The sequence below is a fragment of the Escherichia sp. E2562 genome, from assembly GCF_005781075.1.
Lineage (GTDB): Bacteria > Pseudomonadota > Gammaproteobacteria > Enterobacterales > Enterobacteriaceae > Escherichia.
On the sequence record NZ_VATM01000003.1, the window covers coordinates 45,387 to 72,072 of the forward strand.

The following is a 26,686-nucleotide window of genomic DNA, read 5'->3' on the forward strand; positions in this document are numbered from 1 at the left end:
TATCTAATACCCTGGTATTTCGTTCAAGTATTCTCGCTGGCTGGTGCGGCCTTGGCTCGCGCCAGTTGCTCCGCTTCCTGTTTTGCCAGCGTGCGCGCAAGAATCGCCGAGTATAGCGGTTTTCCGCCGGTAAATTGTGCTAATAGTGTTGCGCCAAGACCGGTAATAATCATTGGCAAAATGAGCTGATAGTTATCTGTCATCTCTAATACCAGAATGATCCCCGTTAACGGCGCACGAATGGATGCCGCCAGTAACGCGCCCATTCCGGCAATAGCAAAGGTGCCTGCTTCAAGGTGATATTGCGGAAACAGTTCAACGGCAACCATTCCGAACGCGGTTCCCAGCACGGTACCCAGCGCCAGCATCGGGGCAAAAATACCGCCCGGCGCGCCGGAAGAGAAACAGAGTAAGGTGGTGATGACCCGCGCGACAAAGATAAATACCAGCATTCCCATGCTGAAGTTCCCCGCCGTGGCGATAGGAATCAGGTTAAAACCGCCACCGGAGGTTTCAGGCGCGACAAACCCCAGCAGCCCACACAAACCGCCAATCGCACCGCCCATCAGTACCCATTTGGTTATATTGCCGCCGTGTACGCGATGCAGCAAATCCTGCATCCCCAGCACCCATTTATTAAAAACAGGGCCGAAGATACCAAAAATAATACCGAGGATCAGATAAAGCCAAAGCGTATTGAGCGGGGCGTCAGAAAGTTTACCGACATCAATAAGTGCAACTTCGTGATTAAATACCCGGTACATAATGGTCGACATAATGACGCCAATAAATACCGCTTTAATCGAAATTAGCGTATAGCGAAACTGCGGACGCATCTCTTCAATAATAAAAAGAATACCCGCCAGCGGCGCATTAAAAGCCGCCGCCAGACCCGCCGCCGCACCGGTTGCCAGTAACGTATGGCGAGCTTCGTCACCTTTCATGCGGAAAATATCAAGCACCATCCGGCCAATATTACCGCCAATCTGCACGGTTGGCCCTTCGCGCCCCAGGACCATACCGCCGCCCAGCGTCCCCAGACCACCAAAGAATTTCACTGGCAATACACGCCACCAGCGAACGGGACGTTGATCTTCCAGCGCCCCTTCAATTTCCGGGATACCCGACCCCCCCGCTTCCGGCGCGTATTTGCGCACCAAGAAATAACCGAACATCGCCAGCGCTGCCGAACAGAGAAAAGCAACGGTTAACAGAAGTGGGTAATTATCGGCAGTATGTACCAGCGCGCCCATTCGTTGGTTCTGCAACCAGGCGACACCTTTGTCAAAAGCAACCGCTGCCAGCCCGACAAGGGTACCGACGACCGCCGCCATAAACAAAATAGCTAATGGCGTTTTATCACGCTCAAGAAGCTGGCGAATGAGTTGTCTGCGTCGCAGACGCGCAGCCTGCGGTATTTCATAAGAGGGAGTATCAGTTTTCATCCAATGATCACATATTGGTCATACAAATAAGATGACGGCATTTTACTCGCACATTCAATGAAAATCCTTTGCAAAGCGTAATGTTTCAAATGCACAAAACTTTTATACTCTACGAAGTCAAAGTTGCAGTAGTAAAAGCAACTTGTTGACGAGTATTTAACTTGTTATGAATAACCTAGAATAGCAGCCATTCACTTTTTCTACGAATCAGGAACCCTCCATGAGTAAGTCTGAAAATCTTTACAGCGCAGCGCGCGAGCTGATCCCTGGCGGTGTGAACTCTCCTGTTCGCGCCTTTACTGGCGTGGGCGGCACTCCACTGTTTATCGAAAAAGCGGACGGCGCTTATCTGTATGATGTTGATGGCAAAGCGTATATCGATTATGTCGGTTCCTGGGGGCCGATGGTGCTGGGCCATAACCATCCGGCGATCCGTAACGCAGTGATTGAAGCCGCCGAGCGCGGTCTGAGCTTTGGTGCGCCGACCGAAATGGAAGTGAAAATGGCGCAACTGGTGACCGAACTGGTGCCGACGATGGATATGGTGCGCATGGTGAACTCCGGCACCGAAGCGACAATGAGCGCCATCCGCCTGGCCCGTGGTTTTACTGGCCGTGACAAGATCATTAAATTCGAAGGTTGCTACCACGGTCACGCTGACTGCCTGCTGGTGAAAGCCGGTTCTGGCGCGCTCACTTTAGGGCAGCCAAACTCACCGGGCGTTCCGGCGGATTTCGCTAAACATACCTTAACTTGTACTTATAACGATCTGGCCTCTGTACGCGCCGCGTTCGAACAGTACCCGCAAGAGATTGCCTGTATTATCGTCGAGCCGGTGGCAGGCAATATGAACTGTGTCCCACCGCTGCCAGAGTTCCTGCCGGGTCTGCGCGCGCTGTGCGACGAATTTGGCGCGTTGCTGATCATCGATGAAGTGATGACTGGCTTCCGCGTGGCGCTAGCTGGCGCACAGGATTATTACGGCGTGGTGCCAGATCTCACCTGTCTGGGCAAAATCATCGGTGGTGGAATGCCGGTAGGTGCCTTCGGCGGTCGTCGTGATGTGATGGATGCGCTGGCTCCGACGGGTCCGGTGTATCAGGCGGGTACGCTTTCCGGTAACCCGATTGCGATGGCCGCCGGTTTCGCCTGTCTGAATGAAGTCGCGCAGCCGGGCGTTCACGAGACACTGGATGAGCTGACAACACGTCTGGCAGAAGGTCTGCTGGAAGCGGCGGAAGAAGCGGGAATTCCGCTGGTCGTTAACCACGTTGGCGGCATGTTCGGTATTTTCTTTACCGACGCCGAGTCCGTAACATGCTACCAGGATGTGATGTCCTGTGACGTCGAGCGCTTCAAGCGTTTCTTCCATATGATGCTGGACGAAGGTGTTTACCTGGCACCGTCAGCGTTTGAAGCGGGCTTTATGTCCGTGGCGCACAGCATGGAAGATATCAATAACACCATCGATGCTGCACGTCGGGTGTTTGCGAAGTTGTGATCCAACATTGTTTGCCGGATGCGGCGTGAACGCCTTCGTTTGTAGGCCCGATAAGACGCGTCAGCGTCGCATCGGGCATTATTTGTCGAATGCGGCACCTTATCTGGCCTACAGTTCAGCGCCGTTATATGGGCAAATTAACGGCTCTGCTTTCTCAGCAAATAGATAAAATATGGCGCGCCGATAAAGGTCGACAGCAGCCCCGCCGGGATCTGGAACGGAAACAGCACCATCCGCCCACACCAGTCAGCGAACACCAGCAGCAACCCACCCACCAACGCCGAAATCACAATATGTGGCATCGTCCGTCGAAAGCCCATCATCCGCGCAATATGCGGTGCCATTAAACCGACAAAACTCAACGGTCCAATGGTCATTGTCGCGGTCGCCGTAAGGCAAGCCGCTAGCATCAGCAATGCAATTCGCGTCGGCGTTAGCGCCATCCCCACGGCCCGCGCGGTATCACCACCCAGCGGTAAAATGGTCAGCCAGCGGCGGCACAGCGGGGTAATCGCCAGCAAAATCACCATCACAATCCCCGTGCGCCAGACCTGCGCATCGGTCGCGTTGTAGGTCGAACCAGAAATCCAGGTCAGCACTTGCGCCATTCGCGGGTCACCGCTCGCCTGCAACATCATCAAAAGCATGGTGAACGCGGTGCTTAACGCCATCCCCGCCAGTAACATGCGGTGTGGGGAAAATCCACCGCGTCCGGCGGCAATCATAATGATCAACAGCGTCACCGCCGCGCCGAGACTTCCCGCGGGTAACAGCCAGCCAAAGGCATTACCCGGCACTAAAAACAGCATCAGTACCACGCCAAACGCTGCGCCAGAGCTAATCCCCAGCACTTCCGGGCTTGCCATCGGGTTTCCGGTCAGCCGCTGAATAATACAGCCCGCCACCGCCAGCATGACGCCCGCAAACAGCGCCGCCATAATTCGCGGCCAGCGCCAGGGCATCAAATCCTCGAGCAACGCCCCGCTTGCCCACGTCCAGCCGTGCGCATCACGACCAAACGATAGCGCCACCACCACAGCCATCAACAGCAGCACACCGCCAGCGAGGACAAACGCCAGCACATGTTGACGTTCAGTCGCCACCCGATCGTTCACTTTCATATCTGGCGCACTAATGCTGCGTAAACGCGGCAGCAGCCACAGCAGCAGCGGCGCACCGATCAACGCAGTGACCGAGCCGGTAGAAACTTCCATCCACACGCGAGTCAGCCAGAGGATGATTTGATCGGAAAGCCAGAGGATCAGCGCCCCAATCAGCGACGCCAGCATCAGTCGCGGCAGCAGACGCCGCGCGCCCAGCATTTTTGCCAGCAGCGGCGCGAACAAGCCGATAAAGCCGATAATCCCCACCGCGTTCACCAGCAGCGCACTGATGACAATCGCCAGCGACAGTGCCGCCAGACGCGCCAGCGACAAGGCCAGCCCCAGATTGCGCGCCACGCCATCATCAAGCCCCATCAGGGTTAACGGGCGAAGTAGCAGTAACGTCAGCATCACGCCGCCCAGCAGCTGCGGCCATAAACGCTCAACGCCGCCCCAGTCGGTTTGCGTCAGCGTTCCGGTGCTCCACAGGAACATGCTTTGCAGCTGGTCGTGATGGAAGATAACCAGTAGCTGATTAATTGCCCCGCAATAAAGGCTCACCACCAGCCCCGCGAGGATCAGCGTTACCGGCGAAAGCCGTTTCCCCCACGCGACGCCAAAAACGATTAAGCCAACGACACAAGCGCCCGCCAGCGCAGCAAACTGGCTCGCCATCGCGCCGGGGATCGCCCAGAGCGTCGTGACGGTAATCCCCAGTTGCGCGCCTGTAGCAACGCCCAACGTCGTCGGTTCCGCCAGCGGGTTACGCAGCACTTGCTGAAACAGCACGCCCACCAGCCCCAGGCCCGCGCCCACCAGTAGCGAAATCGCCAGACGCGGCAGCAAGCTGTAGTGAAAAATCATCTGCTCGATGACATCGATATCCGGCGACCAGGCAGCCTGCGCCCATTGGCTACGCGGCAGCGCCTGCGAAAAGTTCATCCAGGTCAGCGCCGTAGCGACAATCACCAACAGCGCCAGCAATAACGCAGGGAAAAGCGCAATTCGTTTACTCACGCTTTACCTCCGATGGCGTTATCCAGAATACGTACAAAGTGCATTGCCGAAAGCGTCGCACCATAAAACCAGACTGCGGGTACGCGCTGAAAGCGTCCGGCGCGGACAAACGGCATGGCCTGCCACAGCGGGGTTGCCATTAGCGCGTCCATGTCTTTGCTGTTGTCGTGATCAAAACAGAGCACATCAACATCTTTATACGCCGCCAGACGATCGATACTGACGGTAGTACTGCCCCAGAAATTGGTTTCTCCCTGCCAGGCATTCACAATGCCGTATTCATCGAGAATTTCCTGGAACAGGCTGTTTGGTCCGAAGACCAGCATATGGCGCGGATCAAGAAGCGACGTCAGCAATAACGGGCGCGCTCCACGCTTCACAAAGCGGGGTTTCATGCTGCGGATAAAGTCTTCATATTGCGCTAAATGCGTTTCTGCTGCGCTTTGTAGATTAAGTAAATCCGCCATTTCCGTCAGCGATTTACGCGCCATCGCCAGCGGCTGTTTGCCGTCGCTGAAGTTAAATCCGCGTCCCGGCGCAATGCGTGCCAGCATTTCTGGCGAAGGGCCATATCCCGCCGACCAGACCATAAACGACGGTTTCATTTCGGTCAGCAGTTCAAGGTTAGGTTCTGTACGCAAACCAACGTCAATCACCGAATCTGGCAATGGCGGTTCGCTGACCCACAGGCGATAGTTGATGGTGTCCGCCACGCCGTAAGGTACGATGCCGAGCGCCAGCAGTAATTCCACCGGCAACCACTCCAGCGCCACAACGCGATGTGGATCAATAGCCGCCGCACGGGCGGTATTCATCTGCCATAGCAACGGAGAAAGCGCCATCGCCGTTAACAGTCGGCGGCGCGAAATAAGAGGTAAACCGCTCATCAATAAACAAAACTCACAGGTGCAGCACCCGCCGGATGCGGCAAAATCCCCATCGGGATGCCATAAATCATTTCGAGGGTTTCGCCGCGCATAATTTCCGCAGGCGTTCCCTGAGCAATCATTTCACCACCGCGCAGGGCGACCAGATAATCACAATAGCGCGCCGCCATATTGATATCGTGCAGCACAGCAATGACCGTCAGACCACGTTCCTGACTTAAACGATGCACCAGCGCCAGCACGTCAACCTGGTGGGCGATATCCAGCGCCGAGGTCGGTTCATCCAGCAGCAGGCAACGGCTGTCCTGCGCCACCAGCATGGCGATCCACGCTCGCTGACGCTCGCCGCCGGAGAGACTATCGACCAGCCGATGCGCCAGCGGTTTTAAGCCAACCAGCGAAATCGCCTCTTCGACCTTTTCGCGATCTGCCGCGCCAAAGCGCCCCAGCGCACCATGCCACGGGTAACGACCAATCGCCACCAGTTCACGCACGGTCATCCCTTCTGCCGGAGGAAGCTGCTGCGGCAAATAAGCCACTTTGCGGGCGAAAGCTTTGCTGCTCCAGCTTTCCAGCGGCTGGGTATCAAGAAGGATTTCGCCTTCCGACGGTGGCTGATAACGGCCAAGCATTTTGAGCAGAGTGGATTTACCAGAACCGTTGTGACCAATCAGACCGGTCACTTTCCCGGCAGGAAAGGTTAACGACAGCGGATGCAAAAGCGTGCGCCCTGGCACACGAAAGGAGATATTACGCAGTGCAAAAGTGGTATCGGAATGATTCGTGTATTCCTGCATAACAGCCAACTTGTGAAGCGGGCACGGAAATCCGTGCCCCAAAGAGAAAATTAGAAACGGAAGGTTGCGGTTGCAACGACCTGACGTTCTGCGCCCCAGAAGCAGCCATAGGTGTTAAAGCAGCTGGCGACGTATTCACGATCGAACAGGTTGTTAACATGCAGCGCTACGTTGGAGCCAGCCATACCGACTCGCGCCAGATCATAACGCACTAACGCATCCACGACCGTATAACTTCCCACTTTAAAGGAGTTCGCCGGATCGCCGTAGCTGGAGCCAGTATAACGACCGCCAGTACCCAGAGTCAGACCTGAAAGTGGACCGTCAAAGAAGGTGTAATCAGCCCACAGAGAAGCCATATGTTTTGGCACCTGCGCAGGCGTATTGCCTTTGTAGGTGGTATCGGTGGTGTATTCCGCGTCGGTATAGGTATAAGAACCGACCACGTTAACACTCGCCGACAGCGCCGCTTTTGCTTCGATCTCTACGCCACGCGCACGGATCTCGCCACCTTCAACCGAGAAGAAGGAACCCTCAGGATCCGCCATCAGGTTGTTGGTTTTGGTGAGATTATACAGCGCGCCAGTCACCACAATTGGGCGATCTTCCGGTACGTATTTCACGCCGACTTCGTACTGCTTACCTTTAGACGGTGCGAAAATATTACCATCCTTCCCGACCTGTGAAGAAGGTTCAAACGATTCGCTATAGCTGAAGTACGGTGTTACGCCGTTATCAAACAGGTAGTTAACGCCACCACGCCAGGTGAACTGTTTGTCATCACGTTTATCTGTCGTTCCCGCTACGCGGTTAAGAGATTCTTGATCTGCCCAGTCGTAACGACCGCCCAGGGTGACCAGCACTTTATCCCACTGCGCCTGATCCTGAACGTAAATACCCGTTTGCTTCTGCTTATTCAGAATGCGGTACGGGCCGGAGTTTGCCGGATCTTTGGCATTGAAATCGAAATCGGTATTCACCGGATTGTACAGATCGAGCAGTGGCACAGAGTCGTCGTAACCAAACCAGGCGTTGATGTCATTACGCATACGCATAAAGTCGACACCGGTCAGCAGGGTGTGGTCGATATCGCCAGTGGCGAATTTGCTTTGCAACTGGGTATCAACAGAGAAGTTTTGCAGCTTCTCATCATCAACGACGTATTTACGCGCCAGATAATGGCCTTTATCCGCTGGCGCTAAAGATGCACACTGCTGGCTGTAAGCATTCGCCGGATCGGAGCAGACGCCGTAACCATAAACGCTGTTTTGCGAGGTTTTGTTTTCAGCAAAGCGCAGGTTCTGACGCACGGTAAAGGTGTCGTTAAATTCGTGGTCGAAGCTGTAGCCAATCATCTTCTCATTACGAGAATAGGTGTTGTTCTTCGCCCCTTCGTTAAAGTCAGTCGGCAGACGCTTACCGTTTGGCAGCGTATCGACGGTCCCTTCTTTCGGCAACCAGCCGTAATAACCGGTTTCCGGTTCATTCTGGAAGTAAGAAAGGAAGGTGAAATTGGTTTTATCGTCCGGACGCCAGGTGAACGCTGGAGCAATAGCATAACGCTGCTCTTCCGCGCCCTTTTGCTGGGCATTGGCAGAGCGCGCAAGTCCGGTCAGACGATAAGAGTAAACGCCATCATCATCCAGCGCATCGCTGAAATCAAAACCGGTCTGGAACAGGCTATCAGTCCCTGCTTTAAACTGAATTTCTTTCAGCGGTTCGGTGGTCGGGCGCTTGCTGACCATATTCAGCAAGCCGCCAGGGCTGCTTTTTCCGTACAGCACAGATACCGGACCACGCATGATTTCAGCGCGCTCCAGCATATACGGGTCGATGACCGCATCGTTATAGAAGTTGCCCTGCATCTTCAGGCCATTCAGATAGTTGTTCTGGCTTTGACCGTCAGCTGCGAAACCACGGATGATCAGGTAATCGTAAGTGTTGGATGCGCCACGGGTTCCCACGGCAACGCCAGGGGTGTAGCTAAGCGCCTCTTTAACTGACTTCGGCTGATGCAGCGCCATCTCTTCGGCGGTCACAACAGAAATAGACTGTGGCACTTTTTGAATCGGCGTATCTGTTTTGGTGCCGGTGGCGGACTGTCGCGCCGCAATAGTTGCAGCCGGCCCCCATGCGCTTTCTTGCGGCGCAGGTGCAGCGGTAACGGTGATAGTGTCTTCTTTCGGTTCAACCGCTGCCTGTGCATAAACAGACATGCCGCTAACCGCTGTGGCTACTACAACTGCGATTTTACGCAGCGAGTGTTTTGGCTGAGCAGTTTTGGAACGCGCCATTGGTATATCTCTGATGAAAGTGAATGATAACGTAAACGAGAATGATTATTATAAAGATAAAATAATATTCGAAACGGCGAGACGATAGCAAGCAGTACCCATCAGAGATCCAACCAAAGGGTCAATAAATAACCAGATGAAAAGAAAGGGTTAATGCTTTTGGAGGGATGTTATTTTACCGGATGGCTACTCGCCATCCGGTATGTCACGCTTAGACGTTAATTACTACCAAACATATCCTTGATCCAGCCTGCCACGCCGTCGCTGTCTTTCTGCTGCTGTTGAGCAGGTTGCTGTTGCGGCTGTGAAGACTGATCAAATGGATTGCCTGACGGCTGCTGCTGTACCTCACTCTGCTGGCACAGCGATTGCGGATCGCTGGTCCAGACCGGCAAAGTACGCATACCACCGCTGCAAACAAAGTTACCGTCGTAATCCACGCCCATATCCACGATATCTTCCGGCGGTACAAGATTCAGCGGCGTTGGTGTCTGATTAGCCAGATAACGCTGGTAAATCGACATCGCCCCGCTGGCACCGTACAGCTTAGTCGGCTGGTTGTTATCGCGGCCTACCCAGGTGATGGTCACCGTGCTGCCGTCAATGCCCGCAAACCAGGTATCAACGTTGTTGTTGGTAGTCCCCGTTTTCCCTGCCAGATGCAGATTTGGATATTTCGCCCCAAGCTGACGCCCTGTACCACGTTGCACCACTTGCTGCATGGTCCACAGCGTCAGATACGCCGCCTGCGCCGGAACTGCGCGTTCCGCCTGCGGGAAGCTCTGATACAGCACCTTACCATCTTCCGCGATTACCGAACGCAGCGCAGAAAGCGGCGCGCGGTTACCGCCGCTGGCGATAGTCTGGAACGCCTGCGCCACTTCGATTGGCGTTAAGTTCAGCGCTCCCAGCAACATTGCCGGAACTGGATTCAACTGGTCTTTCGGCACGCCCAGTTTGATCCAGGTATCCGTAACCGCAGGCAGCCCCAGCGCCATCCCCAGATTCACCGTCGGCACGTTCATCGAACGGGTCAACGCATCCACCAGCATCACTCTGCCGCTTTCGCTATAGCGACGATCATCGTTCTGCGGTGACCAGACCTGACCGTTCGGCTGACGCAGCGCGATTGGCGCATCAGCAATCCACGTGTTCAGGCGATAGATTTTCGGCTGGCTTAACGCCGTAAGGTAAGTCGCTGGTTTTGCCAGTGAACCAATCGAACGACGCGCCTGCATCGCACGGTTGTAGCCCGCGAACTGCGGTTCAGCCCCCCCGACCATCGCACGGACTTCGCCACTAAAGCGGTCAACGACGACAATCGCCGTTTCCAGATCGCTCAACTTACGCTGTTTCTTCAGTGCAGGAATGCCTTCTACGGCAGCTTTTTCTGCCGCATCCTGGGCCACTGAGTCAAAAGTAGTGAAGATCTTCACACCAGAGAGATCTTTCACCTTATCGCCCAGTTTCGCCTGCAACTCCTGACGCACCAGCTGCATAAAGGCTGGCTGAGGAGAGATTACTCCGCCGCGTGGCTGTACGCCCAGCGGTCGCGCACTCAGCATTTCATACAGTTCGCCGTCAATAATCTGCTGTTGTTGCAGCAAACGCAGCACCAGGTTACGTCGCTCCAGCGCCAGTTTCGGATTACGCCACGGGTTGTAGATCGACGCGCCTTTCACCATGCCAACTAACAGCGCCTGCTGGTCAAGGCTCAACTCTTCTACCGGGCGACCAAAGTAGTACAGGCTCGCCAGCGGGAAGCCACGAATTTCGTTGTCGCCGCTCTGACCGAGATACACCTCGTTCATATACAGCTCAAGAATGCGATCTTTGCTGTAACGTGCATCCATGATCAACGCCATATAGGCTTCGTTCGCTTTACGCCAGTAAGAACGTTCGCTGGAGAGGAACAGGTTTTTCACTAACTGTTGCGTCAGTGTACTCGCCCCCTGCACCGTGCGTCCGGCTGTCAGGTTCGCCAGCACCGCACGTCCAATGGAGTAGAGGCTGATGCCATCATGCTCGTAGAAATGACGGTCTTCTGTCGCCAGCAAGGTATCTACCAGCAAGTCCGGGAAACCACTGCGCGGCACAAACAGACGCTGCTCACCATTTGGTGAGGAGATCATGGTGATCAGGCGCGGATCAAGACGGAAGAAACCGAACTGACGGTTGTTCTCCATATTGACGATGGTCGCCAGATGATCACCATCAAAAGTCAGACGCGCACGCACCTGCCCTTCTTTACTGTCCGGGAAATCAAACGGACGGCGGATCATTTCAATGCTGTTGGCCTGCACGGTAAATTCGCCAGGACGGGTCATCTTCGACACCTGACGATACTGGGTCGCCTCCAGCAGTTTCACCATCTCGTTCTTGCTGATGGTCATATCTGGTTCAAGGTTAACCATTCGGCCATAGACCGCCGCTGGCAACTGCCAGACCTTGCCATCAATACGGCTACGAATTTTTTGATCGAGATAAACGCCGTAAATGGCGATCAGCACGGCAAAAACGATAGCCAGTTTTAGCAGCAGCCATAACCAGCCGCGTTTGCCACGAGGCTTACGCCCTTTTCCTTTGCCCTTTCCTTTGCGCGGCATCGGTTCTTCGTCCTCATAGTCATCATAATCGTCGTAATCATCGTCGTCTTCGTAACGACGACGGCTTACCTTTTGTTTGACTGGACGCGTCGGTTTCCCTTTGCGTCCAATTGGCTCGCGGTCATTCCCGGCCATGCTTTTTCTCCGCAATATTCAGGCGCAAAAGCCCGATTTTCTGTTCTTCTTTTGCAATACAGAAGAAGATATCTCTCAAAATGCTTTTCTCCCTCTCCCTGTGGGAGAGGGCCGGGGTGAGGGCATCAGCGCGCACATTGCCCCTATGCCCGTTTACCAACCTTACGAATACTTTTTCGTCCGCCGCGTTGGTGCGGTATTCGCCGGGTCGTCCGGCCAGACGTGTTTGGGATAACGCCCTTTCATCTCCTTTTGCACCTCACGATACGCCCCTTTCCAGAAGGCCCCCAAATCACGCGTGATTTGCAGCGGCCTTTGGGCGGGTGAAAGCAACTCCAGCACCAGTGGCACACGCCCCTGGGCGATTGTCGGATTGGTGGCTTCGCCAAACATCTCCTGCATTCTTACTGCCAGCGCAGGCGGGTTATCTTCATGATAACGAATGGCGATCCGACTTCCCGTCGGCACAGTGTAATGCGCAGGCAGGGAACTCACCAGACGTTGCTGCATTCCCCAATCGAGTAATCCATGCAGCGCCTGGTAAATATCGACTGATTTCAGGCCACGTAGCGAATGTACGCCGCTCATATGCGGCAACAACCACGTTTCAAGCGTCGCCAATAAACTCGCGTCATCGACCGCTGGCCAGTCATACTCTGGTAACCACTTCGCAGCGCACAGTAAACGCAGGCGTAGCTGTTCCGCTTCTGGCGTCCAGTTGAGGACGTTTAATCCTTTATCGCGTATACCGTTAAGCATCGCCTGATGTAATTCTTCTTCCGAAGGTTTCGCTAGTGGCTGCACTTTTACCGTGAGCTGGCCAATTTGCAGCCGACGCCAGGCTTTCAGCGTGCCTTGAGCGTCGTCCCACTCCACAGTGTCAGACTGATGCACCAGTTGCGGGCAACGTTCTACTAACGTATCAATATCGACCGGCAGCGCCAGCAAAATCCGCGCATCCGGCGAGGCGCTGCCCTGCAATAATAACGGTGCGATCAGCCATTCGTGGCGGTTTAACGCGTCGTCGGCATCCAGCATCGCCCCCATGCCGTTCGCCAGTTGATAGCGACCATCTTGCCCACGCCGACGAGCAATACGATCGGCAAACGCTCGGGTGAGTAGCGGCGCAATAAGCGAACTGTCCTCCTCACCGCCGCGAACGTTTAAGCGTTTCAACAGTTGCTGACTACGTTGCTGCCAGGCTGGTTGATTACGCGAGAACGCCACGCCAAGATCGCCATTCCGCATCCGTGGCGGTTCTTCGAGTATGGCGGCAATTTTTGCGGCGGTAGCCGCTTCATCGTCGCTCTTCGCACTCACCAGCATTGCCGCTAAACGCGGATCGTTACCCAGCGCCGCCATTTTTTGCCCTTGCGCACTAAGCCGTTCACCGTCCAGCGCCCCCAGCATGTGTAACAGACGTTTCGCCGCCTGTAGATTCACCGCTGGCGGGTGATCCAGCCAGTTCATCTGTGCCGGATCGCTACATCCCCATTGCAGTAATTCCATCAACAAACCGGAGAGATCGCTTTGTAAGATCTCCGGTTCACTTTGCGCTGCGGCGCGTTCCGCCTGCTCTTTAGCGATTAAATGCAGGCAAATACCTGGCTCCAGACGCCCGGCGCGCCCGGCACGTTGCGTCATCGACGCCTGACTAACGCGCTGAGTGATCAACCGAGTAAGACCCGTACGCGGATCAAAGCGCGCAACCCTTTCCTGGGCGCAATCCATCACCAGACGGATACCTTCGATGGTTAGACTGGTTTCAGCGATGTTGGTCGCCAGCACCACTTTGCGCATTCCTTGCGGCGCAGGGAGGATAGCTTTTCGCTGATCGTTCAGCGACAACGCGCCATACAGCGGGCAGAGCAACACATCACTGCCGATACGTGACGCCAATTGTTCCTGCACGCGCTGAATTTCTCCGACACCAGGTAAAAATAACAGTAATGACCCAGTTTCCTGGCGCAGCAATTCGGCGGTAGCGGCAGCTACTGCTTCGTCAAAGCGTTGGTGTGCAGGCAACGGCAAATAGCGGCGCTCCACCGGATACGAGCGCCCTTCGGAAACAACAACGGGCGCTTCTGGCAGCATCTGCTGCAAGCGATCGTTATCCAGCGTAGCCGACATAATTAGCAGCTTTAAGTCATCGCGCAGACCTTGTTGCACATCGAGTAACAACGCCAGCGCCAAATCCGCCTGCAAACTGCGTTCATGAAATTCATCGAGGATCACCAGCCCCACGCCGTTCAGTTCCGGGTCGCGCTGGATCATGCGCGTCAACACGCCTTCGGTGACCACTTCCAGACGAGTATTCGGCCCGACGCAGTTTTGCGCACGCATCCGGTAGCCAACTGTGTCGCCAGGCTTTTCGTTCAGCAGCTCCGCCAGGCGTTGCGCAACGTTACGCGCCGCCAGTCGACGTGGCTCCAACAGGATGATTTTCCCGTGAATCCCTGAATGCGCCAGCAGTTGCAGCGGTAGCCAGGTCGATTTTCCGGCTCCGGTCGGCGCACTTAATAACACCTGCGGCGCATAATCGAGGGCGGCAAGTAATTCAGGTAAGACGGCTGCAACGGGTAACGACGACACAAAACGCTCCAGAGGGTTAACATTCTTCGCGCCACATTGTAGCATCGCGGTAATTCATAACCGAGTGCCTGACATGTCTGAACCGCAACGGCTGTTCTTTGCCATTGACCTACCTGCTGAAATCCGCGAACAGATTATTCACTGGCGCGCCGCACAGTTTCCACCTGAAGCGGGCCGCCCGGTTGCTGCTGAGAATTTGCATCTGACGTTGGCGTTTTTAGGCGAAGTAAGCGCAGACAAAGAAAAGGCGCTCTCACTGCTGGCCGGGCGAATTCGTCAACCCGGTTTTACACTCACGCTTGATGACGCAGGTCAGTGGCTGCGTTCACGCGTGGTATGGTTGGGTATGCGCCAGCCGCCGCGCGGCTTAATCCAACTGGCGAATATGCTTCGTTCTCAGGCAGCACGCAGTGGTTGTTTTCAAAGCAATCGACCATTTCATCCGCATATCACCTTATTGCGCGACGCCAGCGAGGCGGTAACAATCCCACCGCCTGGTTTTAATTGGTCATATGAGGTGAAGGAGTTCACTCTTTATGCTTCCTCGTTTGCCTGTGGGCGTACACGCTACACACCGCTCAAACGCTGGACGCTGACGCAATAAAAAGGATTGTCATAATGGAATTTTCTCCTCCTTTACAGCGCGCCACGCTAATTCAGCGTTATAAACGCTTTTTAGCCGATGTGATCACACCTGATGGTCGTGAATTGACGCTACACTGCCCCAACACTGGCGCGATGACCGGTTGTGCAACGCCTGGCGATACCGTCTGGTATTCGACTTCCGACAATACAAAACGGAAATACCCGCACACCTGGGAATTAACCCAAAGCCAAAGCGGCGCATTTATTTGCGTTAATACGCTTTGGGCGAATAGATTGACGAAAGAGGCTATCCTTAATGGGGAAATTTCGGAGCTATCAGGCTATAGCTCGCTGAAAAGCGAAGTAAAATACGGTGCCGAGCGCAGTCGTATTGACCTCATGTTACAGGCGAGGTTTCGACCTGACTGCTATATTGAAGTGAAATCGGTTACGTTAGCGGAAAATGAGCAAGGTTACTTTCCCGATGCCGTTACCCAACGTGGGCAGAAACATCTTCGGGAGTTGATGAGCGTAGCGGCTGAAAGCCAACGTGCGGTGATTTTTTTCGCTGTACTGCATTCAGCCATTACACGGTTTTCACCCGCGCGCCACATCGATGAGAAATACGCGCAACTATTGTCAGAAGCACAACAGAGGGGAGTAGAAATTCTGGCTTATAAAGCGGAACTTTCTGCTGAAGGTATGGCTCTTAAAAAATCACTGCCGGTTACATTGTAGTAGTGTAAGTAACTGGTTAATTTACATTCTGGTCGCGTGCGCAAATACGCTTTTCCTCACACAGTTGTCAAGTGTTACGTTTAGATAATTGCTATCCGGAAAAGCATCTGCTATTTATAGCGGCCTCATTTTTCCCCCGAACATGGGGATCGATAGTGCGTGTTAAGGAGAAGCAACATGCAAGAAGGGCAAAACCGTAAAACATCGTCCCTGAGTATTCTCGCCATCGCTGGGGTGGAGCCATATCAGGAGAAGCCGGGCGAAGAGTATATGAACGAAGCCCAGCTGGCGCACTTCCGTCGTATTCTGGAAGCATGGCGTAATCAACTCAGGGATGAAGTCGATCGCACCGTTACACATATGCAGGATGAAGCAGCCAACTTCCCGGACCCGGTAGACCGTGCAGCCCAGGAAGAAGAGTTCAGCCTCGAACTGCGTAACCGCGATCGCGAGCGTAAGCTGATCAAAAAGATCGAGAAGACGCTGAAAAAAGTGGAAGACGAAGATTTCGGCTACTGCGAATCTTGCGGTGTTGAAATTGGTATTCGTCGTCTGGAAGCGCGCCCGACAGCCGATCTGTGCATCGACTGCAAAACGCTGGCTGAAATTCGCGAAAAACAGATGGCTGGCTAATTACAGCCGTTCCATCACGTTTACCACAGGCGGGAAATACTCCCGCCTTATTTTTTGTTCAAAGAGATGACAGACACACAGTATATTGGTCGCTTCGCCCCCTCACCTTCCGGCGAACTTCATTTTGGCTCTCTGATTGCTGCGCTTGGCAGCTATTTGCAGGCTCGCGCCCGGCAAGGTCGCTGGCTGGTACGCATTGAAGATATCGACCCGCCTCGTGAAGTTCCCGGTGCCGCAGAAACTATCCTGCGCCAGCTGGAACATTACGGCCTGCACTGGGACGGCGATGTTCTTTGGCAATCCCAACGTCACGACGCCTATCGCGAAGCACTCGCCTGGTTACATGAGCAAGAGCTAAGTTATTACTGCACCTGCACGCGTGCGCGTATCCAAAGCATTGGCGGTATTTACGACGGTCATTGCCGAACATTGCATCATGGACCAGACAACGCGGCTGTGCGTATTCGGCAGTTGTATCCGGTCACGCAGTTTACTGATCAACTACGCGGAATTATTCACGCCGACGAAAAACTGGCGCGAGAAGATTTTATTATTCATCGTCGTGATGGTTTGTTTGCCTATAACCTGGCGGTGGTGGTCGATGATCACTTCCAGGGCGTCACAGAAATTGTTCGTGGGGCAGATTTAATTGAACCGACAGTGCGGCAAATCTCGCTGTACCAGCTTTTTGGCTGGCAGGTGCCAGATTACATTCATTTACCGCTGGCGCTAAACGCACAAGGAACTAAACTTTCCAAGCAGAATCATGCGCCTGCATTACCGAAAGGCGATCCGCGCCCTGTGCTAATCGCGGCACTTCATTTTCTGGGTCAGCAGGCAGAAGCGCACTGGCAGGATTACAGCGTAGAGCAAATCCTTCAGTCAGCCGTCAAAAACTGGACGCTGACCGCCGTGCCAGAGTCGGCAATTGTAAATTCAACATTCTCAAATGCGTCATGCTGAGCTATGATTAGCCGCTATTTTTTTGTCCTGAATGATGTTTGACACTACCGAGGTGTATTATTTTTACCCGAGTCGCTAATTTTTGCCGCAAGGTGTTGAGCCGCGAGGAGAGCGAAGCTGAACAGGCAGTCGCCCGTCCACAGGTGACGGTGATCCCGCGCGAGCAGCATGCTATTTCCCGCAAAGATATCAGTGAAAATGCCCTGAAGGTAATGTACAGGCTCAATAAAGCGGGATACGAAGCCTGGCTGGTTGGCGGCGGCGTACGCGACCTGTTACTTGGCAAAAAGCCGAAAGATTTTGACGTGACCACCAACGCCACGCCTGAGCAGGTGCGCAAACTGTTCCGTAACTGCCGCCTGGTAGGTCGCCGTTTCCGTCTAGCTCATGTGATGTTTGGCCCGGAAATTATCGAAGTCGCCACCTTCCGAGGTCACCACGAAGGCAATGTCAGCGACCGCACGACTTCTCAGCGCGGGCAAAACGGCATGTTGCTACGCGACAACATTTTCGGCTCCATCGAAGAAGACGCCCAGCGCCGCGATTTCACTATTAATAGTCTGTATTACAGCGTCGCGGATTTTACCGTCCGTGATTACGTTGGTGGCATGCAGGATCTGAAAGACGGTGTTATCCGCCTGATTGGGAACCCGGAAACGCGCTACCGTGAAGATCCGGTACGTATGCTGCGCGCAGTACGTTTTGCCGCGAAACTGGGGATGCGCATCAGCCCAGAAACTGCCGAGCCGATCCCACGCCTTGCTACTCTGCTCAACGATATTCCGCCAGCACGCCTGTTTGAAGAGTCTCTTAAACTGTTGCAAGCGGGCTACGGTTACGAAACCTATAAACTGCTGTGTGAATATAATCTGTTCCAGCCGCTGTTCCCGACCATTACCCGTTACTTCACGGAAAATGGCGACAGCCCAATGGAGCGGATCATTGAGCAGGTACTGAAGAATACCGATACGCGTATTCATAACGATATGCGCGTTAACCCGGCGTTTTTGTTTGCCGCCATGTTCTGGTATCCACTGCTGGAAACAGCGCAGAAAATTGCTCAGGAAAGCGGCCTGACCTATCACGACGCTTTCGCGCTGGCGATGAACGACGTGCTGGACGAAGCCTGCCGTTCACTGGCAATCCCGAAACGTCTGACTACGCTAACTCGCGATATCTGGCAGTTGCAGCTGCGTATGTCCCGTCGTCAGGGCAAACGGGCATGGAAACTGCTGGAGCATCCGAAATTCCGCGCCGCCTACGACCTGCTGTCCCTGCGTGCTGAAGTGGAACGCAACGCCGAGCTGCAACGTCTGGCGAAATGGTGGGGTGAGTTCCAGGTTTCTGCGCCACCAGACCAAAAAGGGATGCTCAACGAGCTGGATGAAGATCCAGCACCGCGCCGTCGTACTCGCCGTCCGCGCAAACGCGCGCCGCGTCGCGAGGGTACCGCATGACGGTGGCGTATATTGCCATAGGCAGCAATCTGGCCTCTCCGCTGGAGCAGGTCAATGCTGCCGTGAAAGCATTAGGTGACATTCCGGAAAGCCGCATTCTTGCCGTTTCTTCGTTTTACCGTACCCCACCGCTGGGGCCGCAAGATCAACCCGATTACTTAAACGCAGCCGTAGCGCTGGAAACCGCTCTTGCCCCTGAAGAGTTACTCAATCACACACAGCGTATTGAGTTGCAGCAAGGTCGCGTCCGCAAAGCTGAACGCTGGGGGCCACGCACGCTGGACCTCGACATTATGTTATTCGGTAATGAAACGATTAATACCGAACGACTCACCGTTCCGCACTACGATATGAAAAATCGTGGATTTATGCTGTGGCCGCTGTTTGAGATTGCGCCGGAGCTGGTTTTTCCTGATGGCGCATCGTTGCAAAATATACTTAATATTCTGAACACTTCACAACCTGCAATCTGGTAATTTGAATAATTTATATTTACAAATAAACTACAAAAAGTAGTTGATGATAGTAGATATACCATCCCTTCCCAAAAGAAATTATTTCTTATCATAAACATAAACTTGAATTTTCCCACATTAATTATTCTACAATCACCTTTCAAATTATCTAACTTGACATCATTAATCATACAAAAAACAAATAAATTCAATTACATTTCACTAAAAAATCAATTAAAACAAACAAACCAATAAATTAAATAAATACATTCAACCAAATAATAATCACCCCCCTCTTACATAACAACCACATAATCAGTATTATCCGCCAGCTACATTAACTAATATTTTTTGTAAGGATACATGTAATGAAAAAAGCACTTCTCGCGGCCACTCTGGTTTTCACTTCAGGATCTGCACTGGCTGTAGATGGTGGTCATATCGATTTTAACGGTCTGGTGCAATCCGGAACCTGTAAAGTCGGTGTTGTTGATGAAGGCAAACACAGCATCACTACCGATGGCGTAGTTACGCTGGATACTGCTAACGTCAGCGATACGTTTGCAGAAGTAAGTGCAAACACCGTTGGTTTACTGCCTAAAGAATTTATGATTACCGTTGATTGTGCACCAGGCACTGTCAATGTCGCAGCTTTAACCATGGGTTCAGCCAGCTACGCAAACACAAGTGGTACACTGAATAACAATATGAACGTGACTGTTAACGGTATTCAGCCGTCAAAAAACGTCAATATTGCTGTGCATAATATGCAAAAACAGGATGGTAGCGCTGATACTAAACTGGTCAACATGAACAATTCTGCTGAAAAACACCTGCTGAATTTAGATTCAGAAGGTGATGGTCAGTACAAGCTCAATGCTTCCTATGTAAAAGCGCCGAACAGCCAGGATGTTACTGCAGGTCACGTTACCACTAATGCCTTGTACACCATTACTTACCAGTAATAGTTCATTATCTGAGTATAAGGTTTGCCTGAAAGGCAAACCTTATTTTTCTCTTATGTGTATACCTACATTGAGGCAAGGAGTGCTTATGTTTCCCTTCGTAAAAAAAACCGTTAGTGCATTATTTATGAGTACTCTCTTAGCCAGTACTCCAGTATTTGCCGATATTATTATTTCCGGTACGCGTATCATTTATAACGCTGATAAAAAAGATGTTAACGTTCGCCTGGAAAACAAAGGAAATCGTCCTTTATTAATTCAAAACTGGCTGGATACAGGTGACGACAATGCAGATCCCAGCCAAATCAAAGTACCGTTTACCGCCACACCGCCAGTTTCACGTGTTGAACCCAAACGCGGACAAACAGTAAAAGTGATGTTTACCGGGGCAACAACACTTCCTGCGGACAGAGAAAGTGTTTTCTGGTTTAACGTGCTGGAAGTACCGCCTAAACCAAAAGATGCAGAGTCTGACAAAAACTTATTACAACTAGCTTTCCGTACCCGCATCAAACTCTTTTATCGCCCCAGTGGCTTACAGGGTGAACCAGCCGAAGCGCCCGCAAAACTGACATGGAAGTTAAGCAACGCACAGGTACAGGTAAATAACCCAACGCCTTACTACGTTTCATTCAACGATACCACTCTGGAGAGCGGCGGCAAAACCTACACCGTAGACTCCAGCATGGTCGCTCCTTTTAGTCAGGCTAGCTTCGCCGTTACCGGGCTGGCAGGTAACGTGTCATCAGGAAAAATAGTCTACAAAGCCATCAATGACTATGGCGGCAATATTGATGGTTCTGCATCACTCTAATAACCAAACGGATTCTTTTTATATCGCCAGGAATGCAATCTTGTATAAGCTTACTCATCATAAAAACCGTGCCCCGAAAAAGACGATACTAGCTGCCTGCTGCGCCTTGTTCTATAGCGGTAATGGCGCGGCAACAGAAAGTGTAGAGTATGACAGTTCGTTTTTGATGGGAGCAGGATCATCAACAATCGATGTGAAACGTTACACACAAGGAAACCCAACACCACCGGGTGTTTATAACGTCCGTGTATTTGTAAATGAAAAATCTGTCGCTAGTTTAGAGCTGCCCTTTGTTGATATTGGTGAAAATAGCGCTGCTGCCTGTATTACCCGTAAAAATCTTGCACAGATGCACATTAAGCAACCAGAACAACCTGTTACCCTGCTAGCCAGAGAGGGCGAAGAAGGAGATTGTCTGGATCTGGTAAAATCAATTGATCAGGCAGAGATCCGTTATGACGGTGGGGAGCAATTTCTGGAGCTCTCCGTTCCTCAGGCTTATGTGTATAAAAGCTATGGCGGTTACGTCGATCCTTCTTTGTGGGAATCAGGGATAAACGCTGCCATGCTCTCCTATTCACTGAACATGTACCACACCGATTCAGATAATCGAGACAGAGACAGTATCTATGGCGCATTCAATTCTGGCATTAATTTAGGTGCCTGGCATCTGCGCGCACGCGGCAACTATAACTGGTCAAAAGATGGCGGAAGCAACTTTGATTTTCAGGATCGTTACCTTCAGCGCGACATCCCAGCGATCCGTTCACAGATAATTCTTGGTGATGCCTACACTACCGGTGAAACTTTTGACTCAGTCAATGTGCGCGGGTTACGCCTTTACAGTGACAGCCGTATGCTGCCCTCCGTATTAGCCAGCTATGCACCAACTATCCGCGGTGTAGCTAACACTAACGCTAAAGTCACCATTACCCAGAACGGGTATAAAATCTATGAGGCAACCGTTCCGCCTGGTGCATTCACCATTGATGATATTAGCCCGTCCGGGTTTGGTAGTGAACTGGTTGTCACCATTGAAGAGGCCGATGGCTCTACGCGTTCATTTACTCAACCGTTCTCCTCCGTTGTACAGATGCAACGTCCAGGAGTCGGACGTTGGGATTTCAGTGCTGGTCAGGTCATTGATGACAACCTGTACCATGAACCCAACATGGCGCAGGCATCGTTTTACTATGGTATTAATAACCTGTTAACGGGCTATACCGGAGTACAAGTTACTGACAATGATTATATCGCCGGATTATTGGGCCTGGGGATCAATACGGGTATTGGTGCTTTTGCAGTAGACGTAACTCACTCCCGTACCGATATCCCCGATGATAAAACCTATCAGGGGCAAAGTTATCGTATCACCTGGAATAAACTCTTCGAGGGAACAGGCACTTCATTTAACCTTGCTGCCTATCGTTACTCCACACAGAATTATCTTGGTCTGCATGATGCCTTGACATTAATCGATGATGCAAATCATTCATCTGGTGATGAAGATAAAAATACCATGCGAAATTATTCGCGGATGAAAAATCAGTTTACCATCAGTATAAACCAGCCACTGAATATTGCTTATGAAGACTACGGTTCACTCTATTTATCTGGTAGCTGGACAGATTATTGGGCCGCTGCCAATAACCACACTGAATATAACGTGGGCTACAGTAAAAGTGTCCCGTGGGGAAGTTTCAGCGTCAACTTGCAACGTAGCTGGAATGCTGATGGCGATAAAGACGACGCAATGTACCTGAACGTAAGTGTTCCACTGGAGAATATTTTTGGTGGCAAACGTCGTGCATCTGGTTTTCGCAATCTGAATACTCAGGTCAATACCGACTTTAATGGTTCTCATCAAATGAACGTCAGTAGTTCTGGTAGCAGCGAAGACCATTTAATGAGCTACAGCGTTAATACCGGATATAGTCTGGATAATGCATCCGGTGATGTTGCCTCTTTGGGGGGATACCTCAGCTATGAGTCTGCATGGGGAGGGATTTCCGCATCGGCGTCTGCCACCAGCGACAATAATCAACAATATTCAATTAGCACCGATGGTGGATTTGTGTTGCACAGTGGTGGCCTGACATACACCAATAATAGTTTCAGCAGCAATGACACATTGGTTGTTATTAAAGCACCGGGTGCTAAGGGTGCGCGAGTTAATAACAGTAATGATGAAATTGATCGCTGGGGGTATGCCATTACGTCTTCTGTCAGCCCATACCGGGAAAACCAGGTAGGTCTGAATATTGAAACAATGGAAAATGACGTAGAACTTAAAAGTACCAGCGCCACCACAATTCCACGCAGTGGTTCTATTATCCTGACCAGTTTTGAAACGGATCAGGGGCGTTCTGCCGTATTAAATATCATCACTAATAATGGAAAATCTATTCCGTTTGCAGCAGAAGTTTACCAGGATGACATAATGATCGGCAGTATGGGTCAGGGTGGCCAGGCATTTGTCCGCGGAATTAATGATAGCGGAGAATTAATTGTGCGCTGGTTTGAAAATAATCACACCATCGATTGCAAATTACCGTATCGCGTCCCGGCACAACCGCAAACGCTGGGTAGTACCAATACTTTATTATTGAATAATCTAACCTGCCAGTTGGCTAACCACTAATATGGAATATTTTATGAGAAGGATATTAAAAACATCCGTACTAATAGGCTTTGGATTACCTACTATAAGTTTTGCGGCAGATGGGCTTGATGTCGATTTTACTGCAAACATATTAGCCACTACATGTACGATTACTATCGTTCAAGATGGTGGCCCCAAAGTTAATGCTGATGGTGGCGATAATTATAGTCTGACTATTGCCAGCGTTGGATTGGATAAAATAGTCACCGGTAATACACTAGCACAAGCCAACTTTAAGTTAGTGGCTTCGGGATGTAGTAGCGGTTATCAAAAGATTTACACAAAACTATCGGGCGCATCAATTTCAGGTAAATTAATAAAAAATGAAGCGACCACCTCAGCGGCAGCCAATATAGGTATGGGCATCAAACTCAGGGATACCGCAGATTCTGCCTTTATAACACCAAATAATACATTCAGTATTGAATGGTCAGCGGACAATAAAGCCAATGGCCTACCTCTTACTGTTGCGCTACGCGAAACTACAGCAGGAATGGGGAATACCGGTACTTTTCGGGCTAAGGCCACCTTCAACTTCACCTACGAATAACAGGAACCGCAACCATGAAAATAAAAATTATAGCTACAATGATTGGTACTGTTATCGTTAGTGGCGTTACTTTTGTAAATGTCGCTGAGGCTGGTACGCCTTCAGCCTCCCTGACAGTAAATAGTGAAATCACGATGGGTACTTGTACCACTACCTTGCTTGATGCGAGTAATAATTCTATATCTACAATTGCATTTGGTGATGTTTATATTTCTGAACTTTACGCAAAAAGCAAAGTTAAAGTATTCAAAATTCGTTTCAGCGGTTGTGCTGGTATTCCAGGGAAAAGTGCTAAAGTAAAATTAACCCCGAGGACACCAGGGTGCGCAGGCAGTGGAGCTAACACAGCTGCGTTTGCCAATAAATCCAGCAATGGTCCGGCAACAAATGCTGCCGTTGAAGTATGGACAAGCAATATTCCTGAGGGATCTGGTAGTGAGCCGTTCAATTGTTTTAGTGCCAATGCCCTGACAGCCGATCTTTCTACTGCCACCATGACAAAACCTTATGATTATATTTTAAGTGCCCGAATGGTTATTGCTGATAATGGGCCAGTAGCAAATGTCACTCCTGGAGATTTCCTCTCTCCAGCGACCTTTACTATCACTTATCAGTAACAATGGATAAGGATATTATAATGCTTAATAGGCATAATAATTTCGCACTTTATTTAGGGCTGACAACAGCCCTCTGCGCTCCTTTTTGCAGTGCAGGTCAGGATGTAGATCTCACAGCACAGATCGTCTCCAGTACCTGTCAGGTGACAGTAGACAATAATATTGTCGATCTCGGCACCGTGACACTGGACTATTTTTCCGACAATGTGACACCAGAAACTGACTATGCCGGTGGCAAGACATTCACCGTTAAAGTTATTTCCTGTGATAATCTACAAACCACACAGTCGCAAATTAAACTAGATTTTCAACCACAAGTTGGGGCTTTTGCTTCGGTAAATAATCAGGTTTTTAGCAATGAATATGAGTTGCAATCTACCGGGGCAAAAAATGTTGGCGTTGTTATTTTTTCAGCACAACCCAATGAACAGACATTCAACGTTCGGGGTACGGACGGAAAATCAAAAGCCATTTATTCAATTCAGTCAAATCAAGTGATTCCATCAATCTGGACGTTTTATTCCCGTATGCAGCGCATTGATGATACCACTCCCCCGACAGCGGGTATGGTGAGAAGTCAGGTCGTCGTTAACGTTTATTACGAATAATAAGGATCATTATGCAAAGAAACAATAACAATCCATTACTTCAACTATGCCATGCAATACTTCTTTTTTTGATATTTTCTGGGTATGTTTTTGCTGATACTGGGGCCGAGTGTTATATAGAAAATGGTTCTAATGGGGATTATACGATGGATATCTCCCCTTCAATCTATCACGTCGTAACGAAACAGGTAACTTCCGTTTCAGAAATGGCTGATGGGGTCTGGGATGTGCCTATTGTTCTTAGAGGAGGAGGCATTGGCTGTAAAGCAGTCTCAGCTGGTGATGAGTCAGTGCATTTTATTGATGTTGCAGATGCCACTTTGCAAACGGGGTATGTTAATGAAGTTGGTGCTGCATTATTAAAAACCACTGTTCAAGGGATTGCATACTCAGTAGAATTACTCTGTACAAATTGTGGTCAACGTGAAAAACCGAATATCAATCTTGATTTACGTCTCCTGCCTTCTGGAGAGGATAACTTTACACCAAACCCTGATGTTTGGTGGGTGTGGGCAGATACCGATTATAATTGGTCACTACGTTTTCGTCTCTATTATACGCCTGAGTTTAAACCCCAGGAAGGTGTTTCCAGTGGAAAGATTATGCCGGGACCGATTGCCCTATGGCGTATTGGTCCTAGTTTCCAACCAACAATTCGGTTTCTTATGCAAAGTGATTCATTAAACTTTACTGTAGAAGAGCCTACCTGTACTACTATTGCGTTGGATCCAACAAAAGGAAATATTAAAGGCAATGAAGTTAGTTTAGGAGATTCATATATTTCTGAAATTAACGAGGGTATTACCAGAGAAGTACCCTTTTCCATTCGTGGAGATTTCTGTTACGCAAACAAAATTACTGTTAAATTGAATGCGAAAAATGCGGCTCCTGATAAAAAACTGATAGGAAAATCATCCGGCTCAGCAACTGGAGTTGGTGTCAAAATTTATTCGACCGCCAATGACAATAAACTTCAATTAAATGCTGATGGTAGCAACGCTGTGGTTCTTAATTACACTAACTGGTCTAACAATCTTCTGTATTTTCCTTTCACTGCACAGTTAGTAAAAGATGGAGGAAGTGGGGTTGTTGACGTGGGTGATTTTACGGGTAAAGCAACCTTCTCTTTTTCCTATGAATAATTAAGCGATTTCTCCCCATTTCGCACCAGAACTCTGCACTGGTGCGAATATCCTCATAACACTAAAAACCATTGCCCGCCTGATATCGACTGCTAGAATGCGAATGGATCTAACTTTAGC

General features: G+C 51.0%; 22 protein-coding genes. 14 read left to right on the forward strand and 8 right to left on the reverse strand.

The genetic code is table 11. The annotated features are described in order from the left end of the window. Positions 1-23 precede the first annotated feature (23 nt). Complete coding sequence (clcA, locus tag FEK43_RS04175; RefSeq protein ID WP_138158438.1) at positions 24-1,445, reverse strand: H(+)/Cl(-) exchange transporter ClcA; 1,422 nt, start codon at positions 1,443-1,445, stop codon at positions 24-26. Beyond that, positions 1,442-1,504, reverse strand: a complete 63-nt coding sequence (locus FEK43_RS22980; protein WP_214251109.1) for a hypothetical protein — start codon at positions 1,502-1,504, stop codon at positions 1,442-1,444. The genes clcA and FEK43_RS22980 overlap by 4 nt, the downstream gene beginning before the upstream one ends. 161 nt (positions 1,505-1,665) lie before the next feature. On the opposite strand from FEK43_RS22980, the gene hemL reads away from it, so the two are divergent. Further along, complete coding sequence (hemL, locus tag FEK43_RS04180; protein ID WP_130205003.1) at positions 1,666-2,946, forward strand: glutamate-1-semialdehyde 2,1-aminomutase; 1,281 nt, start codon at positions 1,666-1,668, stop codon at positions 2,944-2,946. A gap of 137 nt (positions 2,947-3,083) precedes the next feature. Here hemL and fhuB read toward each other — a convergent pair whose 3' ends face one another. The 6 genes from fhuB to hrpB form a co-directional block, all read right to left on the reverse strand. Then, the gene (gene fhuB / locus FEK43_RS04185) at positions 3,084-5,066 is read right to left on the reverse strand and encodes a Fe(3+)-hydroxamate ABC transporter permease FhuB (protein WP_135406074.1); all 1,983 of its coding nucleotides are present in this window, start codon (positions 5,064-5,066) and stop codon (positions 3,084-3,086) included. Continuing rightward, positions 5,063-5,953, reverse strand: coding sequence for a Fe(3+)-hydroxamate ABC transporter substrate-binding protein FhuD (gene fhuD / locus FEK43_RS04190; RefSeq protein ID WP_130204999.1), 891 nt, complete (start codon positions 5,951-5,953; stop codon positions 5,063-5,065). The genes fhuB and fhuD overlap by 4 nt, the downstream gene beginning before the upstream one ends. Continuing rightward, complete coding sequence (fhuC, locus tag FEK43_RS04195; RefSeq protein WP_135406073.1) at positions 5,953-6,750, reverse strand: Fe3+-hydroxamate ABC transporter ATP-binding protein FhuC; 798 nt, start codon at positions 6,748-6,750, stop codon at positions 5,953-5,955. The genes fhuD and fhuC overlap by 1 nt, the downstream gene beginning before the upstream one ends. Before the next feature lie 50 nt (positions 6,751-6,800). Then, entirely contained in the window at positions 6,801-9,044 is a 2,244-nt protein-coding gene (gene fhuA / locus FEK43_RS04200) for a ferrichrome porin FhuA (protein WP_135406072.1), read from the reverse strand. Between the two features lie 218 nt (positions 9,045-9,262). Continuing rightward, positions 9,263-11,785: a bifunctional glycosyl transferase/transpeptidase gene (gene mrcB / locus FEK43_RS04205; protein WP_130257830.1), complete on the reverse strand. Its 2,523-nt coding sequence runs from the start codon at positions 11,783-11,785 to the stop codon at positions 9,263-9,265. A 162-nt stretch (positions 11,786-11,947) separates the two neighbouring features. Then, positions 11,948-14,377, reverse strand: a complete 2,430-nt coding sequence (gene hrpB / locus FEK43_RS04210) for an ATP-dependent helicase HrpB (RefSeq protein ID WP_135406071.1) — start codon at positions 14,375-14,377, stop codon at positions 11,948-11,950. 73 nt (positions 14,378-14,450) lie between these two features. Between hrpB and thpR the strand changes: the two genes are divergently transcribed. The 13 genes from thpR (at position 14,451) to FEK43_RS04275 (ending at position 26,566) form a co-directional block, all read left to right on the forward strand. Beyond that, positions 14,451-14,981, forward strand: a complete 531-nt coding sequence (thpR, locus tag FEK43_RS04215; protein WP_135406070.1) for an RNA 2',3'-cyclic phosphodiesterase — start codon at positions 14,451-14,453, stop codon at positions 14,979-14,981. 14 nt (positions 14,982-14,995) lie between these two features. Beyond that, positions 14,996-15,700, forward strand: coding sequence for a DNA/RNA nuclease SfsA (sfsA, locus tag FEK43_RS04220; protein ID WP_135406069.1), 705 nt, complete (start codon positions 14,996-14,998; stop codon positions 15,698-15,700). A 177-nt stretch (positions 15,701-15,877) separates the two neighbouring features. Next, positions 15,878-16,333, forward strand: coding sequence for an RNA polymerase-binding protein DksA (gene dksA, locus FEK43_RS04225; RefSeq protein ID WP_001155227.1), 456 nt, complete (start codon positions 15,878-15,880; stop codon positions 16,331-16,333). Between the two features lie 66 nt (positions 16,334-16,399). After that, complete coding sequence (gene gluQRS / locus FEK43_RS04230; protein WP_135383394.1) at positions 16,400-17,296, forward strand: tRNA glutamyl-Q(34) synthetase GluQRS; 897 nt, start codon at positions 16,400-16,402, stop codon at positions 17,294-17,296. 59 nt (positions 17,297-17,355) lie between these two features. Then, positions 17,356-18,753, forward strand: coding sequence for a polynucleotide adenylyltransferase PcnB (pcnB, locus tag FEK43_RS04235; protein ID WP_205712960.1), 1,398 nt, complete (start codon positions 17,356-17,358; stop codon positions 18,751-18,753). Beyond that, positions 18,750-19,229: a 2-amino-4-hydroxy-6-hydroxymethyldihydropteridine diphosphokinase gene (gene folK, locus FEK43_RS04240; RefSeq protein WP_130260747.1), complete on the forward strand. Its 480-nt coding sequence runs from the start codon at positions 18,750-18,752 to the stop codon at positions 19,227-19,229. The genes pcnB and folK overlap by 4 nt, the downstream gene beginning before the upstream one ends. Positions 19,230-19,576: 347 nt before the next feature. Further along, on the forward strand, positions 19,577-20,173 hold the full coding sequence (locus FEK43_RS04245) for a fimbrial protein (RefSeq protein ID WP_138158440.1): 597 nt from the start codon (positions 19,577-19,579) through the stop codon (positions 20,171-20,173). 88 nt (positions 20,174-20,261) lie between these two features. Then, positions 20,262-20,987 (forward strand): fimbrial chaperone, encoded by a 726-nt coding sequence (locus FEK43_RS04250; protein ID WP_130260745.1) that lies wholly within the window; start codon positions 20,262-20,264, stop codon positions 20,985-20,987. Positions 20,988-21,027: 40 nt separating this feature from the next. Further along, positions 21,028-23,628 carry an outer membrane usher protein gene (locus FEK43_RS04255; protein ID WP_135406067.1) on the forward strand — a complete coding sequence of 867 codons (2,601 nt, stop codon included), beginning with the start codon at positions 21,028-21,030 and terminating at the stop codon, positions 23,626-23,628. 13 nt (positions 23,629-23,641) lie between these two features. Next, positions 23,642-24,199: a fimbrial protein gene (locus tag FEK43_RS04260; RefSeq protein ID WP_135406066.1), complete on the forward strand. Its 558-nt coding sequence runs from the start codon at positions 23,642-23,644 to the stop codon at positions 24,197-24,199. A gap of 14 nt (positions 24,200-24,213) precedes the next feature. Beyond that, positions 24,214-24,816 carry a fimbrial protein gene (locus FEK43_RS04265; RefSeq protein WP_135406065.1) on the forward strand — a complete coding sequence of 201 codons (603 nt, stop codon included), beginning with the start codon at positions 24,214-24,216 and terminating at the stop codon, positions 24,814-24,816. Positions 24,817-24,836: 20 nt separating this feature from the next. After that, on the forward strand, positions 24,837-25,424 hold the full coding sequence (locus FEK43_RS04270; protein ID WP_138158442.1) for a fimbrial-like protein: 588 nt from the start codon (positions 24,837-24,839) through the stop codon (positions 25,422-25,424). Positions 25,425-25,435: 11 nt separating this feature from the next. Then, the gene (locus FEK43_RS04275) at positions 25,436-26,566 is read left to right on the forward strand and encodes a fimbrial protein (RefSeq protein ID WP_135406064.1); all 1,131 of its coding nucleotides are present in this window, start codon (positions 25,436-25,438) and stop codon (positions 26,564-26,566) included. Positions 26,567-26,686 lie beyond the last annotated feature (120 nt).

Bases quoted from the DNA above. Each gene is read 5' to 3' on its own strand.
- FEK43_RS04275 (WP_135406064.1), top strand. From the start codon at position 25,436: ATGCAAAGAAACAATAACAATCCATTACTTCAACTATGCCATGCAATA.
- FEK43_RS04250 (WP_130260745.1), top strand. From the start codon at position 20,262: ATGTTTCCCTTCGTAAAAAAAACCGTTAGTGCATTATTTATGAGTACT.
- fhuC (WP_135406073.1), bottom strand. From the start codon at position 6,750: ATGCAGGAATACACGAATCATTCCGATACCACTTTTGCACTGCGTAAT.
- FEK43_RS04245 (WP_138158440.1), top strand. From the start codon at position 19,577: ATGAAAAAAGCACTTCTCGCGGCCACTCTGGTTTTCACTTCAGGATCT.
- dksA (WP_001155227.1), top strand. From the start codon at position 15,878: ATGCAAGAAGGGCAAAACCGTAAAACATCGTCCCTGAGTATTCTCGCC.
- thpR (WP_135406070.1), top strand. From the start codon at position 14,451: ATGTCTGAACCGCAACGGCTGTTCTTTGCCATTGACCTACCTGCTGAA.
- fhuA (WP_135406072.1), bottom strand. From the start codon at position 9,044: ATGGCGCGTTCCAAAACTGCTCAGCCAAAACACTCGCTGCGTAAAATC.
- gluQRS (WP_135383394.1), top strand. From the start codon at position 16,400: ATGACAGACACACAGTATATTGGTCGCTTCGCCCCCTCACCTTCCGGC.
- FEK43_RS04260 (WP_135406066.1), top strand. From the start codon at position 23,642: ATGAGAAGGATATTAAAAACATCCGTACTAATAGGCTTTGGATTACCT.
- FEK43_RS04265 (WP_135406065.1), top strand. From the start codon at position 24,214: ATGAAAATAAAAATTATAGCTACAATGATTGGTACTGTTATCGTTAGT.
- clcA (WP_138158438.1), bottom strand. From the start codon at position 1,445: ATGAAAACTGATACTCCCTCTTATGAAATACCGCAGGCTGCGCGTCTG.
- fhuD (WP_130204999.1), bottom strand. From the start codon at position 5,953: ATGAGCGGTTTACCTCTTATTTCGCGCCGCCGACTGTTAACGGCGATG.
- hemL (WP_130205003.1), top strand. From the start codon at position 1,666: ATGAGTAAGTCTGAAAATCTTTACAGCGCAGCGCGCGAGCTGATCCCT.
- mrcB (WP_130257830.1), bottom strand. From the start codon at position 11,785: ATGGCCGGGAATGACCGCGAGCCAATTGGACGCAAAGGGAAACCGACG.
- FEK43_RS04270 (WP_138158442.1), top strand. From the start codon at position 24,837: ATGCTTAATAGGCATAATAATTTCGCACTTTATTTAGGGCTGACAACA.
- folK (WP_130260747.1), top strand. From the start codon at position 18,750: ATGACGGTGGCGTATATTGCCATAGGCAGCAATCTGGCCTCTCCGCTG.
- sfsA (WP_135406069.1), top strand. From the start codon at position 14,996: ATGGAATTTTCTCCTCCTTTACAGCGCGCCACGCTAATTCAGCGTTAT.